The 14,778-nt window shown below is 70.2% G+C and carries 12 protein-coding genes; 4 read left to right on the top strand and 8 right to left on the bottom strand.

The window, feature by feature from the left end:
* Positions 1 to 135: 135 nt before the first annotated feature.
* Positions 136 to 1,098, top strand: a complete 963-nt coding sequence (locus ACZ6YV_RS29595; RefSeq protein WP_465512719.1) for a hypothetical protein — start codon at positions 136 to 138, stop codon at positions 1,096 to 1,098.
* Here ACZ6YV_RS29595 and ACZ6YV_RS29590 read toward each other — a convergent pair.
* The 4 genes from ACZ6YV_RS29590 to ACZ6YV_RS29575 are packed head-to-tail and all read right to left on the bottom strand — an operon-like array spanning position 1,074 to position 5,819.
* Complete coding sequence (locus tag ACZ6YV_RS29590; RefSeq protein ID WP_465512718.1) at positions 1,074 to 2,456, bottom strand: MATE family efflux transporter; 1,383 nt, start codon at positions 2,454 to 2,456, stop codon at positions 1,074 to 1,076. The genes ACZ6YV_RS29595 and ACZ6YV_RS29590 overlap by 25 nt on opposite strands.
* Positions 2,453 to 3,502, bottom strand: a complete 1,050-nt coding sequence (locus tag ACZ6YV_RS29585; RefSeq protein WP_465512717.1) for a PLP-dependent cysteine synthase family protein — start codon at positions 3,500 to 3,502, stop codon at positions 2,453 to 2,455. Before ACZ6YV_RS29585 ends, ACZ6YV_RS29590 begins: the two co-directional genes overlap by 4 nt.
* Entirely contained in the window at positions 3,499 to 4,845 is a 1,347-nt protein-coding gene (locus ACZ6YV_RS29580; protein WP_465512716.1) for a type III PLP-dependent enzyme domain-containing protein, read from the bottom strand. Before ACZ6YV_RS29580 ends, ACZ6YV_RS29585 begins: the two co-directional genes overlap by 4 nt.
* Positions 4,836 to 5,819 carry an ornithine cyclodeaminase gene (locus tag ACZ6YV_RS29575; RefSeq protein ID WP_465512715.1) on the bottom strand — a complete coding sequence of 328 codons (984 nt, stop codon included), beginning with the start codon at positions 5,817 to 5,819 and terminating at the stop codon, positions 4,836 to 4,838. Before ACZ6YV_RS29575 ends, ACZ6YV_RS29580 begins: the two co-directional genes overlap by 10 nt.
* A gap of 107 nt (positions 5,820 to 5,926) precedes the next feature.
* On the opposite strand from ACZ6YV_RS29575, the gene ACZ6YV_RS29570 reads away from it, so the two are divergent.
* On the top strand, positions 5,927 to 7,228 hold the full coding sequence (locus ACZ6YV_RS29570; protein WP_465512714.1) for an amidase family protein: 1,302 nt from the start codon (positions 5,927 to 5,929) through the stop codon (positions 7,226 to 7,228).
* On the opposite strand, the gene ACZ6YV_RS29565 is transcribed toward ACZ6YV_RS29570, so the two are convergent.
* The gene (locus ACZ6YV_RS29565; protein ID WP_465512713.1) at positions 7,219 to 8,085 is read right to left on the bottom strand and encodes a LysR family transcriptional regulator; all 867 of its coding nucleotides are present in this window, start codon (positions 8,083 to 8,085) and stop codon (positions 7,219 to 7,221) included. The two genes, ACZ6YV_RS29570 and ACZ6YV_RS29565, sit on opposite strands and share 10 nt — an antisense overlap.
* Before the next feature lie 94 nt (positions 8,086 to 8,179).
* Between ACZ6YV_RS29565 and ACZ6YV_RS29560 the strand changes: the two genes are divergently transcribed.
* Positions 8,180 to 8,719 (top strand): cysteine dioxygenase family protein, encoded by a 540-nt coding sequence (locus ACZ6YV_RS29560; RefSeq protein ID WP_465512712.1) that lies wholly within the window; start codon positions 8,180 to 8,182, stop codon positions 8,717 to 8,719.
* 320 nt (positions 8,720 to 9,039) lie between these two features.
* On the opposite strand, the gene ACZ6YV_RS29555 is transcribed toward ACZ6YV_RS29560, so the two are convergent.
* The 3 genes from ACZ6YV_RS29555 to ACZ6YV_RS29545 form a co-directional block, all read right to left on the bottom strand.
* The gene (locus tag ACZ6YV_RS29555; RefSeq protein WP_465512711.1) at positions 9,040 to 9,357 is read right to left on the bottom strand and encodes a hypothetical protein; all 318 of its coding nucleotides are present in this window, start codon (positions 9,355 to 9,357) and stop codon (positions 9,040 to 9,042) included.
* A 230-nt stretch (positions 9,358 to 9,587) separates the two neighbouring features.
* On the bottom strand, positions 9,588 to 10,481 hold the full coding sequence (locus ACZ6YV_RS29550; protein WP_465512710.1) for a hypothetical protein: 894 nt from the start codon (positions 10,479 to 10,481) through the stop codon (positions 9,588 to 9,590).
* Entirely contained in the window at positions 10,478 to 10,828 is a 351-nt protein-coding gene (locus ACZ6YV_RS29545; RefSeq protein ID WP_465512709.1) for a hypothetical protein, read from the bottom strand. The genes ACZ6YV_RS29550 and ACZ6YV_RS29545 overlap by 4 nt, the downstream gene beginning before the upstream one ends.
* Before the next feature lie 57 nt (positions 10,829 to 10,885).
* Here ACZ6YV_RS29545 and ACZ6YV_RS29540 point away from each other — a divergent pair, with 57 nt between their 5' ends.
* Complete coding sequence (locus ACZ6YV_RS29540) at positions 10,886 to 14,122, top strand: CHAT domain-containing protein (RefSeq protein WP_465512708.1); 3,237 nt, start codon at positions 10,886 to 10,888, stop codon at positions 14,120 to 14,122.
* The last annotated feature ends 656 nt before the right edge of the window (positions 14,123 to 14,778 follow it).

Raw genomic sequence — 14,778 nt, 5'->3', positions numbered from 1 at the left:
CACCGAAAACGATAGGAGCGTGTCTGGACTCGGTCAAATCACAGCCCGCAGTCGCCCCCGCCCCGCCCCGCGATTGTTTGAAAACAATCACCTTCGGGTAAACAATCATCGGGGCATGACTCACGGGGTGGATTCATGACGAAGAACGGCAACGGCAAACCGCCGGACCGCATCGAGACCACCGACGTCGAGTGCCTCGAAAGCGCGGTCGACGTGCTACGCGCGCTGGACTACCGGCAAGGCGGTGCCTTCAGCCGGGACGCGGTGCACGTCGTGAAAACGGTGAGCCGACTGCTCCATTGGGGCGCGGTCCCCGGCGCGCTCCGTTCGCGCCTGTTGACCGTTCTCGCCGATCTGCACAATCTGCTCGGTTGGACCGAATTCGACATCGGCCGCCGGATACCGGCGGCGATCCGGTTCGACCGCGCGCTCGATCTCGCCGGCGAGGCCGGAAACGACAATCTCGTCGCCAATATCTGTTATCGCCTCGCCAGGCTGGCCCTGCACCATCACGACGTCGAGGGCGGGCTGAGTCACCTCCGCCGGGGGTGGGCCGCCGCCCACCGGTCCGGTTCGCGGCGGGCGCAGGCGATCCTGGCGGTCAACGAAGCCTGGGCACTGGCCAAAGCCGGTGACGAGCGTGCCGCCCTGGTGAGCCTCGCGCGGGCGGAGAACCAGTTCGAGCGGGCGGACACCTGGGCGCCCGCCCGCCCCTGGGAAGCCTTCTTCGGCACCACGGACATGGCCGCGATGCGCGGTACCGTCCTGACCGAACTGGCCCAGACGGTCACGCCCCGGCACAGCGACGAGGCGATCGCCCGGCTTCGCGACGCCACCGGCCGCTACGGCGCGGAAATGTCCCGCAGCCTGGCGCTCACCTTGAGCATGCTCGCCCAGAACCACGCGCTTCAAGGCGATTTCGACGAGGCCGTCCGCACCGGCACCGAGGCCGTGGACCTGGCGCGAGGCCTCGGCTCCACCCGGACGAAGGACCGGCTGGCCCCGCTGGCGGCGCTGCTGCGTGCGCGCACGACCGATTCCGGCTCACGCGAGCTGCTCGACCGGATCGACCGCTATCGCGCCGAACCCGTCCCGTAGCCGGCGAAACGCCGTCCGAGCAGCGCCGCCGTCGCCGCGAAACCGAGACACAGACCGGCCCAGACTCCCCAGCCGCCCCAAGCGAACACGGAGGCGAACAGGAGCATGGCAGGCACGCCGACAGCCCAGTACCCGACGAGCGTGCACCGGAGCCCGGAAGCGGTGTCGCCGAGCCCGCGCAGCAGTCCGACGAGAATGTTCTGCGTCCCCTTGGCGTACTGCTGCGCGATGGCGAACACCAGCAGGGTCGACGCGGTTCCCAGCACCACCGCGTCGGCGTCGTCGTGCAGGAACGGCCACACCAGGAGCTGAGGCACCACGAGATATCCCAGGCTCACCACGGCCATGAACGACCACGAGAGCGTGAGCGCCTGACGAGCAATCTCCGGAACCCGCCGGTGCTCGCCGTGGGCGACCGCGCGACTGACCAAAATGGACGATCCCTGCGACAGCCCGATATTGGCCTGGTAGACGATGTAGGCGAGCTGGTTCACGACGTTCGACGCGGCGAGCATAGCCGGGCCGAAGGCGCCCATCAGCATCGTCGCGATCGAGGTGATGGCGGCTTCCGAGCCGTAGGTGAAACAGATCGGGGTCCCGTGCCGGACGATCCGCCGGACCACCGCGGGATCCGCGCGCCAGAGCGCGAGCGACACCATCGGGCGCAGCCGCGGGTCCCGGCGGACGGCCGAGGCGAACACGGCGAGGGTGAAGAACTGGACCAGCGTCGTCGCCAGGCCGATCCCGGTGACGCCGAGTTCGGGCAGGCCCGCCCAGCCGTAGACGAAGGCCGCGTTGAGGGCGGCGTTGACCGCGATCGAAACACAGGTCACGCCGAGGAGGGATCCCGGACGCCGCAGCCCGACGGCGAACTGCCGCAGCACGTTCAGCCACACCATGGGGAGCAGCCCGCCCGCCAGCGCGAACATCATCGCACTGGCGAGCGAGACGATCTCCGGCTTCTGGCCCAGCAACGGCAACGCGGCCGCGAGTCCACAAAGGACAGCCGCGCCGAGCACCGCTGTCAGGGTCGCGACCAGCAGTGCCGACCGCAGGAGCGACCGGATCTCGTGCCGCGCGCGCTCGTCGAGTTCGTCCGTCCGGGTGCGGAGTTCCCCCGCCCCGGCCGCCGTGGCCACGAGGTTCCCGACGCCGGTGACCATGCCGACGCACATGGTGCGGATCTGGTTGTAGAGCAGGATCGCCAGGCCGCCCGCCGCCACCGCGGTCACCCCGAGCAGGCCGAGCATGGCCAAGTCGACGCTGGTGAGCGCCACCTGCGCCAGCTGGATCCCCGCGATCGGCGCGGCCAGCGCGACGAGCGCCCGGTAGCCGCGCGTCGCCACCGCCGTGCTCACGCGCCCACCGCCACCGGGGCCGCCCGGTCACGCGTGGCCACCCGCACGGACTCGGCGTAGGTGGTGAACCAGCGATCCATGCGGCGGTGGGCGAGCTCGTCGAGCACTCCCCTGGCGCGCAGCCACTCGTCGTCGTAGACCGAGTCGAGGTACTTCTCCCCGGCGTCGTTGCACAGCACCACGACGACGCTTCCGGCCGGATACGCGTAAAGCCGCCGCAGCGCGACGTGGATCGCGCCGCCGGTGGTCCCGCCGACCAGCACGCCGGTGCGCCGGGCGACGACCCGGGCCCCGGCGAAGGCGTCGCTGTCGGAGACGCGGCAGGCTTCGCCGATCACCGACCGGTCCACGTTGTCCCCGACCGGGAATCCGGCGGGGCTGCCCGCCCCGGTCTGGTGGTAGATCCCCGGCGCGCCACCGAAAATGATCGAGCCGACCGGTTCGACGGCCACCGCGTGGGTGCCCGCTCCCGCCTCGCGCAGGGCGCGGGCCGTCCCGCACAGGGAGCCGCCGGTGCCGATCGCCGCGACGAGCACGTCGACGGCGCCGAGCTGCCGCACCAGTTCCCGCGCCAGCCCGGCGTATCCGTTGCCGTTGCCGGGATGGTTGTGCTGATCCGGATGGTAGGCCCCGGTTTCGGCGGCGATCCGGGCCGCGACCCGCCGCCGCTGGACCGAGCTGACCCCGCCGCCCGGCGGGCAGTCGACGAACACCAGTTCCGCGCCCAGCGCGCGCAGCATCCGGAGCTTGTCGCGCGCGGCGTGGTGATCGACGACGGCGGTGAACCGGTAGCCGCGTTCCAGCGCGAGGAGCGCGAGCCCGTTCCCTGTGTTGCCGGAGGTCGGCTCGACGATGTGCCCGCCCGGCCGCAGCCTGCCTTCGAGTTCCGCGTCGTCGATCATCTGCCTGGCCATGCGCACCTTGCACGAGCCGGTCGGGTTGAGGTGATCGAGTTTGAGCAGGAGCCGCGTCCCGGTCCCGGTGCGCGCGAGCTCCAGCAGCGGCGTGCCTCCGATCAGGTCGGACGCGCGCTGGACGATCGTCATCGGATCTCCTGGATCGGGTGGTCGGTGTCGACGTGCCAGCGGTCGCCGTCGAAAACCACCTTCGGCGGCAACGGGAGCTGGTGGAAACCGCTCTCGTTCTTGTCCATCTGGTAGCCGGCCGTGTTCGGGTACACGAGCAGGTCGCCGGTCCTCGGCCGCGCGGGCAGCTCCACCGCGCGCCAGGTCAGCACGTCGTACTCCATGCAGCTGGACCCCGCGACGACGGTGCGCACCGGTGACCCGCCGGGGCCGTCCTGGCGCACGAGGACCGGATCGGGCAGGAACTCGCTGCCCTTCCACTGTTCGGACAGGCTCATGGACAGGCCCGCGACCGTGGTGATCAAGTGGTCTCCGGCGGGTTTGCAGCCCAGCACCGGGAAGACCGAGAACCCGGCGCCGTCGACAAGGGCGCGGCCGGGTTCGAGCAGGAGCTCGATCCCGGACTCGCGCAGGCTTTCCGCGAACGGTTTCCCGGCGATCTCGTGCCGCAGGACGGCGGTGACCATGGCCGCGCCCGTCGGCGTCTGGTGGTACGGATAGGTCCGCGCCGGGTTGCGGGAGGCGTGGAACCAGCCGTCGTGCCTGCCGGACTCGAACCGCGCCCAGTCCTCGGCGTCCACATAGGACACCGCGATCCCGCCGCCGATACTGATCTTCGACGCGGGATGCCCGAGCGCGCGGGCGTCGTGGCACAGCTCGATCAGGGACGCGGCGAGTTCTGCCCGCGGCACGGGGTCGTAGCCGTCGAGGTGGAACGAGAAACCCCGCAAGACGACGGGGCCCGCGCAGTGCCGCACAGCCGTGGCCAGCGCTTCGCGGGCGAAGCCGAACCTGCTCTCCGGCGCGGACGGCGGTCGCACTCGCAGCAGCACTTCGGCCGTCTCGCCGAGTTCCGCGGCCAGCCGTGTGACGCGTTCCAGTTCGTCGGCCGCGTCCACCGCGATGAGACACCGGTGCCGCAACGCGAGCCAGAGGAGGCCGTCCGGTTTGGCGGCGCCGGTCACGCCGATCGCCTCCCCGCGCACCCCGTTGCCGAGGGCGTGCACCAGTTCGGGCACGCTCGCGACGTCGACCCCGGTGCCGGGCCGGGTGCATTCCCGCAGCCACGCCGCCGCCTTGTTCGCCTTCTTCCCGTAGTAGACGGTGCCCTCGACGCGCTCGGCGGCGAGCGCCGCGACCAGTTCCCCGAGGTTTTCGGCGAAGGAGGCCGGGTGGACCACGTGGAACGGGCCGCCGCCGAGACCGCGAGCGATCTCCCACAGCGTCTCCGAGCCACGCAGCCGGTGCGCCCAGGAACGTTCGAGCGCGGGCAGGGGCGGGGACAGGGTGTCGATCAGGTCCACAGGGCCACCTCGCGGCCGCGGCCCGCCGCGATGGCGCGGGCGGCCAGCGCGTGCGCCACCGGGATGTCGGTGATGATCATGCCGCTGCTGAACGCGAACACCCGGTCTTCGGCGCCGCGACGGCCGGGCGCGCGGCCGGCGAGGATCTCGGGAAGTTCGGCGTCGACACGGAAGACGCCGTCCGGGCCCGCCATCCGCCGTCCGGTCACTTCGACCTGCGCGCCGCTGGTGGCCACGGTGTAGTCGGCTTCGGCGAGCGTGCCCTCCTGGACTCCCTTGCTGGCGACCGAGATCAGCAGCCCGCCCGGCGGCAGCCAACCGAGCCGGATCTTCGGATGCGCGGCCCGGCCGGAGGCGGCGACCACGATGTCGGACTCGCGCGCGGCGGCCTCGACGTCGTCGACGAGTTCGACCTCCCGATCCGGGAACCGGTCCTTCAGCGCGGCGACACTGTCGCGAAGACCGTCGGGATGCGTGCCGAACAGCCGCAGCCGGTCCAGCTCCGGCACCGCGGTGAGCAGGTACGGCATCGTCCGGATCCCCTGCGCGCCGGTGCCGACCATGAGCGCGGACCGCGCGCCCGGCCGCGCGCAGGAACGCGCGATCAGCGCGGTGCTGGCGGGGGTGCGGGTGGCGCCGACGCGGTGGCAGTCCATCAGCGCGAACGGCAGGCCGGTGGTGTCGTCGTAGAGGGTGATCGTCGTGTAGTACTTCTCGGCCGACGTGCCGCCCTGCCGGTAGCTGGTCTTGAACGCGGCCTGTTCGAGGGAGCCGTCGTAGCCGAGCATCGAGTACGCGACGGCGTCCCGCGCGGGATCCGGCATCGGCATCATCAGCTTCGCCGGGTTGCGCGACGCTCCGGACGCGTAGGCCAGATAGCCGTCTTCGACCATCGTGATCGCCTCGTGCGGGGTGAGCTCGAGGTTGTGCAGGTCCGTACGCGTGAGGATGTGCAGCGAGGGGCCGGGGTTCATGAACGGTCGACCTTTCTGGTGGACGGGGAAAGTCCGGCCGGAGCTTAATGAAAATGATTGTCCTTATCGACAACTGTGGTCCTTGTCACGCTAGGCTGACGGCCGTGATGGGGTCTTGGAGAGCCGCGGAAAGCCGCTCACGCGCGGAAGAAGTCGAAGATCTCCACGCCATCGCCTACCTGGCACCGGAGGACCACTCACCGGGACCGGCCGGACCGCTGGCGGGCGTTCCGCTGGTCGTCAAGGACAACATCCACGTCGCGGGTATGCCGAACACAGCGGGCACCCCGGCACTGGCGAACCACGTCCCCCGCGAGCACGCGAGCGTGGTCCGGCGGCTGATCGACGCGGGCGCCGTCGTCCTCGGCAAGGCGACCATGCACGAGCTCGCGTTCGGCATCACCTGCGACACGACACCGGTGGGGCCGGTCCGCAACGCCTGCGACCCGTTCCGCTTCGCCGGGGGCAGCAGTGGCGGGACAGCGGTCGCCGTCGCGGCGGGCATCGTCCCCGCGGGCCTGGGCACCGACACCGGCGGGTCGGTGCGCGTACCCGCCGCGCTCAACGGGGTCTGCGGTTTCCGGCCCACCACGGGCCGCTACCCCGCCGACGGCATGACACCGCTGAGCCACACCCGGGACACGGCCGGGCCGATCGCCCGCAGGGTCGCCGATCTCGCGCTCCTCGACTCGGTGCTCGCGGCCGAGGAGCCGGAAGCCCTCGCCGAGATCTCGCCGTCGGAGATCCGGCTGGGCGTTCCGCAAGGCTTCTTGACCGGCGATCTGGACGAGGAAGTCGAAGAACTGTGGGCGGCCGCCCTTGCCCGTCTGCGCGCGGCCGGGGTCACCCTGGTGCCGATCGACGACACCCGGCTGGCCGAACTCAGCGCGGATCAGGGAATGCCCCTGGTGATCCACGAGGCGGGAACCGGGCTCCGGTCCTACCTCGACCGGTACGTGCCCGACGTGTCGTTCGAGCGACTCGTCCACAAGGTCGCCGCGCCCGACGTCCGCGCGATCTTCACCGAGTCGGTCGTGCCGGGTGTCGATCCGGCCGTCTACGAGGCGGCCCTCGCCACCCGCTCGGCCCTGCGCCACACGTACACGAGGATCTTCGGCGAGAACGGCATCGACGCCCTGGGATTCCCCACGACACCGGCGACGGCCAAGGAGTTCTCTGCCGTCGGGAACTTCGTCCACCGCGGGCGCGTGGTCCCGACGTTCCCGACCTTCATCCGCAACTGCCAGCACGGCAGCATCGCGGGCTTCCCCGGCTTGACCGTCCCGATGGGGCGCGACCGGAACGGCCTGCCCGCCGGGTTTGCGCTCGACGGCGCTCCCGGCGAAGACCGGAAACTGCTGGCGATCGGGGCTTCCGTCGAGCGGGTCTTGGCGAATCGTCAGGCGTGAACGCTGCTCCGCAGCGCATGGATGAGCGCGGCGGCGGCGGGCGGGTCCGGTGGATCGCCGTACGTGACGGCGTAGATCTGCCGAGGATCCTCGGCCAGTTCGGTGGCGTGGATACCCGGCAGCCGGTGCGCGCGCAGCGCCAGCCGGGGCAGCGTCGTGACGCCCATCCGGGCGGCGACCAGCGCCTGCATGACGACGATGTCGTCGCTGACCAGCGAAATACGCGGGGCGAACCCGGCTCGTCCGCAGATCGTGACGAGCTCGTCCTGACATCGGCCGCAGCCGCCGATCCAGGTGGAGTCACGGTGATCGGCGACGGTCTGCCCCGGTTCGCTGGAGATCAGATAGATCGGGTCTTCGAGCAGATGGACCAGCCGCAACCCCTGTTCCTCGCGCGGCGTATCGGCGTACCGGAAGATCAACGCGACGTCGATCTGCCCTTCCCGCAGCATGCGCAGCGCTTCGCCCGGCTGTTCGTCGACCAGCCCCAATTCGATCCCGGGATGGGCGCGGGCCAGCGCGGCGGCCGCCCCGGGAACGATGGTGCTCAGGATCGACTGGAACCCGGCCAGCCGGACCCGGCCGGCGCGTAACCCGACCTGCGCGGCCAGCTCGACCTCGGCGCCTTCGACCCGGCCGACGATTTCGGCCGCGCGGGCGGCGAGCAACTTCCCTTCCGGGGTGAGCCGGATACCGCGGCCGATCCGCTGGATCAGCTTCGCGCCGGTGGCGGCTTCCAACCTCGCGAGCTGGTGGCTCACCGCCGGTTGGGTGTAGTGCAGTTCCTTCGCCGCCGCGGTCATCGAACCGTGTCTGGCGACAGCCGCCAACACCGTGAGCTGGACCAGATTCAGCATACATAAAGAGTACCTATGAAAGCGAAAGAACGTCGTCATTGGACGCCCGGCGAACAGCGGACCACGATGGGAAGCGACCGGAAGGAGAACACAAATGACCGTCGCGCCCGCCGAAGTCAGACCCGGCCTCGCGGAGCTGATTAAAAGGCTTCGCCAGTGCACCGGGCGAAGCGCAGAACCCCACGCCACCGCACAGGCCGTGGCGTCGGTTCTCACCGAGCTCCGGCCCACTCCGCTGCTCCTCACCGAGGCGGAACGAGAGGGGTCCGCCGCCGGGTACACCCGCACCACGCTGCACGCCGAGTCCGCCTTCTCGATCACCGCGCTGGTCTGGCGGCCCGGCCAGCTCACCGAGATCCACGACCATCTGGTGTGGTGTACTTTCCTTGTCCTCCAAGGAACCGAGACAGAGAACATCTTCGACATCGACGGCGACAGACTGGTCCGGACAGCCCAGCGGCAACGCCCGGCGGGCTCGGTCAGCGGTGTCGCGCCGCCCGACGACATCCACCAGGTGCGCAACGCCGGCGACACCGTCGCCATCACCTTGCACGTGTACGGCGCCGACCTCAGCAAGGGGACCAGCGTGCGCCGTAATTACCAGCTGCGCAGTGCCCCGACCTATAACTCGTGAGCATTGCTCCATTTCGACCAAGGCGCTCATCTCGATGCCGATACCCGGCATTTTCCGGCGGCGGGAAAATTCGCGCCCGCCCATTCTTTACCCGATCGCCGAGGCATTCGGGTCAGCGGCCCTCACCCCAGGCGCCACACCGGCGGCCGACCGTTCGTTTTTCGGCCAGTCGAGTGCGCGTAGTGGCTAGCGCCGCGATCGCGCCGGCGGGCATGCTCCGTGCATGGGCCGCCCCGGACCCCGGCGGCCCACCCACGGAGCATGCCCCCGGACGAAGCCGCGTCCAAGCGAGAAGCCCGCACGGCCGAGGTGGCATTCCGTCACCGGGATGACAGTAACAAGCCGACGCATTCGCCTTCGCATAATAGTTTTGAGAAGGCCGAGAAGATCCGGTCGGTTATCGGTGGTTTCCACGACGATTTGTCGACCAGCCCGTCCACCGCGTCCGGCACGGCCGAGGCGGCTCCGAGCGGGACGCAGACGTCCTCGGCGGCGGACAGATCGAACTGCCCGGCGAACACCGAGCAGCGTGCCCAGACGGTCCACTCGGCCTCGTCACACAGGGAATGACTCCATTCGATGGTGGCGCGCGACGTCCGGTGCCCCTCGACAGGCAGCCGGAGACCGGTGGCCGGCACACCCGAATTCCACTCGACCCGGTCCGCGATCTGCGACGGCGACAGGACGCGGGCCGCCGCGAGTTCGATCGCCGGCGACAGCCCGTCCAGCCGTCGGCAGAGGCGGACGACATCCGCGGCGTTGCTTTCGGTGAGCGGCCAGGCGTGTCTTGCCCACGCCTCCTGCGCCGGTCAAAGTGACCAAGAGCCCCACGCCGAGCAGCCGCCCGGACCTCGTTGTCGCCGCCATTTCAGCGGCCCTTGCGGAAGATCGCGGTCACCTGAGCGCCCTCGTCGACCTCCATCGGCCCTGTCGAGCGCCGGGTCTCGACGCCGACGGCGGTCGCCAGCGCGCAGCCGTACAGGTCGAGCGCGGATTCGGCCAGCGAGGTCAGATCGGTGATCGCGGCCCGGCCGCGGACCCAGCCCGTCGTGCCGATCACCACCGCCATCACGAGGGCGGGCCACCACAGCGCGCCGAGCAGCAGCGTCGGCCAGGCCCAGCCGGCGATCGTGATCGCCGCCGCGAACGCCCCGTTGGCGGCGGAGATCTCGGCCCGCGCGGTCTCCGGCATGGTGAGCCACAACCGGGGCCACGCGAACGGAAGATCCAGGCCGTACCGCCCGGCCGCGATCGCCTCGACGGCGTGGATCCGGTCCCCCATCCAGGTCGGCCTGCCCGGTCGCGCCATCGCGACCGCGTTCATCCGCGCGGTGGCACGGTCGATCTTGTCCTGCGTCGAGGCGCTTCGGGCTTCCGACGGCTGCGCGGCCTCCAGTTCCTGCCGCTGCCGCAGGCGCCGTTCCCACCTTCGGACCCGCCGGGCCGTCAGGATCGCTCCCGGCCACTGGCCCAGCCACAGGGTGCGGGTGACCGGCGCCATGGCCTGGACCAGCAGACCGACACCGGCCGCCGCGAGCAGGGCCGCGACGAGCACGACCGCCTGCACGGTGCCCGCCCGGCCGGCGATGGACGTCGCCGCCGTCGTGAACACCTGCGACGCCATCGAGAGGTCCAGCGCGTGCGCGTGCCCCAGCCGGACGCCGACGAGCGCGACGGCGACGAACAGCGCGCCGGGCACGAACAACAGCCCGATCCACCGCTGTGCGAGGGTCTTCGCCAGTTCCTTGAAGAAGTCGCTCATCGAAGACGTTTCATCGCCGAGTCGGTCAGCTGGCAACGGGGCACCGGCCCGGCGGGAACGGGCCGTTCCTCGCGCGAACAATGGCCGTGCGGGCAGCCGAACAGTTCCTCGTGCGCCCGGCCGGTGCCGGCGCCGGGCAATCCGCCGTGCAGCGAACGGTTTCCGGTGGCCGGGTCGATGCCGAAATACCGGGTGAGCAGACCGGAGATCGGCCTGCCTTCGGCCGCGGCCCGCTCTATCCGGGTCAATTGCCCGTGCTTCGTCTCGTCGAGCCGCGCGACCTCGGCACGCAGATCCGGTAGATCGAGGCAGAACCGGGCCACCACTCGCCGTTCGGCGTCATCCATCCGATTCTTCCCCTCTTCGTCCCTTTTCCGGCGCGTCCGGGGGTACGGTATCGGCTGGTGGCACATTACGAGACGCTGAACCGATTGTCCGGGTCGCTGACCGACTTCCAAAGATCGGGCGAGCCGGAAATGTTGTTCACGACGGCTGCCGCGGCCGACGCGGATGCTTTGACGCCGCTCGCGCTGTCCGGCACCGACGACCACTGGGCCAGGGCGTGCCAGGTGCTCGGCTGGTGGCATTTCTTTCGTTGCTCCGTTCTGACCACGGACGCCAAGTACGCGGAGTTGGCCAGGGCGCTGGTCTTTCTCTCCCGGGTCGCGGCCGAACCGGCCGCGCTGCCCGAGCCGGTGCGAGCGCTCATCGGCCCGGCGGCCGACGCGGACACTCAGGCCGAGATCGGGCGTGATCTGCTGCTCGCCGGCTCACGCTCCCCCGATCCGCGGTTGCTCGACGCCGGGATCATGCTGCTGTCGGCGGCGACCGCGGCCGACGATCCTCGCGCCGGCAGCCGGATGGCGCTGCTCATCGTGGGTCTCCAGTGGCGCTACCGGCGTACCCACCGAATGGACGATCTGGAACGGGCCGTCGAAACCGGGGAACGCGCGATCCGGATCCTCGCCCCGGATCATCCGGAAATCGCGGGAATCCTGTCGAATCTCGGAGTGGTGTTCCGCGCCAGGTACGGGCGAACCGACGCGATCCCGGATCTGACGCGCTCGATAGAACTGACCACGACGGCGGTGAACTCGTGTGCCGAAGACGACCCGCGGCGCGTGGCGAGCCTGTCCAATCTCGCCGACACCTATTGCGAGCGATCGATCAGGACCGGTGACCTCGGCGACCTGAGCACCGCGATCGACTGTGCCGAGCAGGCGTTGGCCCGCATCCCCGCCGGAGACCCGGAGCACGCGAGCAGCCTGGCCAGTGTCGGCGCGATCCACTTCCGCCGGTACGAGCGCCTGGGCGACGTCGAAGATCTGCGGCGCGCTATCGACTTCGAGGAGAGGGCACACACGGCGGCACCGGATCTGCCCAAGCCGTTGACCGACCTGTGTGTGATGTATCGCGAGCGGTACCAACGGCTCGGAGAGGTCGCCGACCTACGACGTGCCGTCGAGTCGGGCGAGCGGGCCTTGGCGTCGCTGCCCGACGACGACGCGCGCCGGGCCACCCCGGCGTCCATGCTCAACCTGGCCTGTCGCCACCTCTACGAGGCGACGCGGGAGCCCGCCCAGCTGCGGCGCGCGATCGACTACGGCAGGCAGGCGGTGGCGGCGAGCCCTGCCGGTTCACCGGACCGGGCCAGCGCGCTGGGCAATCTCAGCCCGGCGCTGCAGCGGCTCTACGGGGACACCGGTCTGCTGTCGGATCTCCAGCAAGCCATCGACGTGGACGAGGAAGCACTCGCGCTGCTGCCCGACGGTCATCCGAGCCGCATCACGTCGCTGTCCAATCTCTGCGTCGCCTATCGGAGCCGAGCGGAGCACACGGAAGCGTCCGCCGACCGGGCGCACGCCATCGAGCTGGGTGAGCGGGCGCTGGCCGCCATCCCCGCCGACGATCCGACCCGGATCGTCACCGTCCGGATGGTGTCCGCGGCGTACCGGGAACAGTTCAAGCACCACGGCGACATCGCGACCCTGAACCGGGCGATCGAACTCGCCCATCTGGCGCTGGACACGCTGCCCGCCGATCACCCCACCCGTCACCGCTGCTTGTCCGAGCTCAACATCGTCTACCAGCTCCGGCACCGGCATTCCGCCGACGTGGCGGACATGCGGCGCGGTATCGAGTTCCAGGAGCAGGCGCTGGCGTGCCTGCCGGCAGGCCATCCCGAACTGGCCTTGGTTTCCGCGAACCTCGGCCAGGCGCACCACCAGTTCGCCGACACCACGGGCCGCCCCGTGGACGAAAATCGCCTCGACCCCCTCATCGATGTGATCGTCGAATCGGCCGCCACGGCTTCGACGACGCAGCAGGTGCGGTCATATCACGTGGCGGGCCGGGTGGCGACGGTGCTCGGTGACCACCTCCGCGCCACGGCGCTGCTGGACTCGGCCACCGCACTGTTGGCGTCGCTCCCGCAGTCGGGTGCGGACTGGCGCGACCGCGAATACCGGATCGGCCAGTACACCGGGCTGGTGCGGGAAAGCATCGCCGCGCACTGCGCCGTCGACGATCCGGTGGGCGCCGTCGAGGCGGCCGAGCGCGGCCGCGGCATCCTGCTGGCCGCCGAACTCGACGTCGGCGTCTTCGCCACACCGACTTTCCCCGAACTGCGGACGGCGGCGGCCGACGGCGCGGTGGTCCTGGTCAACACGAATCTCCGCCAGGGCGAAGCGATCATCGTCACGGCCACCGGCGACCCGATCCTCGTCCGCCTGCCCGGCCTCGGCGGCGACGGACTGCACGAGCGGGTCCAGCAACTCATCGACGTCAACCAGCAAAGCGGTTTCGCCGCCGTACTGCGCCGGCGGCGGGTCGTCCCGGACATCGTGAGCTGGCTGTGGGACGTCGCCGTCGCCCCGATCCTGGCCGCGCTGCCCGGCACGCACCGGTTGTGGTGGATGCCGACCGACCTGCTCGGCCTGTTCCCGTGGCACGCCGCCGGGCATCCGGGCGAACCGGGCGCGCTGGACGCCGTGGTCTCCTCCTACACCGCGACCCTGCGCACGCTGGCCCACGCCCGATCCCGCCCGCCATCAGCCGAACGCCGGCAACTGACCGTCGCCGTCCGCGACGCCCCCGGCGCGACTCCCCTGCCCGCCACCGTCAGCGAGGCGGAACACCTCCACGGCACCCACCCGGATCTGCCGTTGCTGATCGACGAACACGCCACGGCCGACGCCGTACTCACCTCACTGCGCGAAGCGACGTGGGCCCATTTCGCCTGTCACGCCGACGCCGATCTGCTCGTCCCTTCCCGCAGCGGAATCCGGCTCCACGACGAGATCCTGACGCTGTCCGACATCAGCCGCCTGCGGCTGGCCGACGCCGAACTGGCCTACCTGTCCGCCTGCTCGACCGCGAACCCGGGCATCACCCAGGCCGACGAGTCGCTGCACCTGGCGTCCGCGTTCCAACTGGCCGGCTTCCGCCACGTCATCGCCACCCTGTGGCCGATCGCCGACGACATCGCCGCCACCACCGCCCGCGAGATCTATCGGCACCTGGACGGAACGCCGTCCGCCGACTCCGCCGCCCACGCCGTCCGGCAGGCCACCCTCGACCTGCGTGCCGAACACCCGGACCGCCCGGATCTGTGGGCTTCGCTCATTCACAACGGTCCCTGACAGCAGGCATCCGCGGACGAAAACGTTGAGCCGGTCGCGATCCCTGATGTCCACAAAGGACACTACTTCCGGCCGCAGTGCCCGGTTTAGGTGCTTTGCTCAGCTTCACGGAGGGGTCGCGAGTGGCAAGGCAGGCTATTTGAGGAGCATGGCAAATGTGCCGGGCTTCACGTCACCCCACTGGTTCCGGTGTCCCAGGTCTCGCTACGTCACCGAGCCCACACCGACCCCGGAAAGCCCCCAATGTGGCATTGGGGACACACCTCAAGAAGTCGGCGAATTGTCAAAATCCATTCGCAAACATCAGAATATGCCCACCGGCACCACCTCTGCGCCATCGCGAAGCCGTGAACGAAACGCGCTGTCGGGTCTAGCGTTTCCGCCCGGACGAGCAAACGCACCCCCGGACGCAGCCTGCCTTGTCACCTGTACCGAGAAGGGGTTGCGAAAGCCACTTTCGCAACCTTCAACGTTGCGAAAGTGGCTTTCGCAACACGCCGACACGTATCCGCACAGAACCCACCCCGACCGACGCGACACCGCCCCCATCAGTGTCGGGGGGGGGCCCCGAGGTTAAGAAAAAAAAGACCAAAAAGGCGTTTGGGGCGCCACCCCCCCCCCCCCCCCCCCCCCCCACAACCCGAAACCCAGACCCC

The sequence above is a fragment of the Amycolatopsis sp. NPDC102522 genome (genome assembly GCF_055584485.1).
This window is presented reverse-complemented; position numbering and strand designations above follow the sequence as displayed.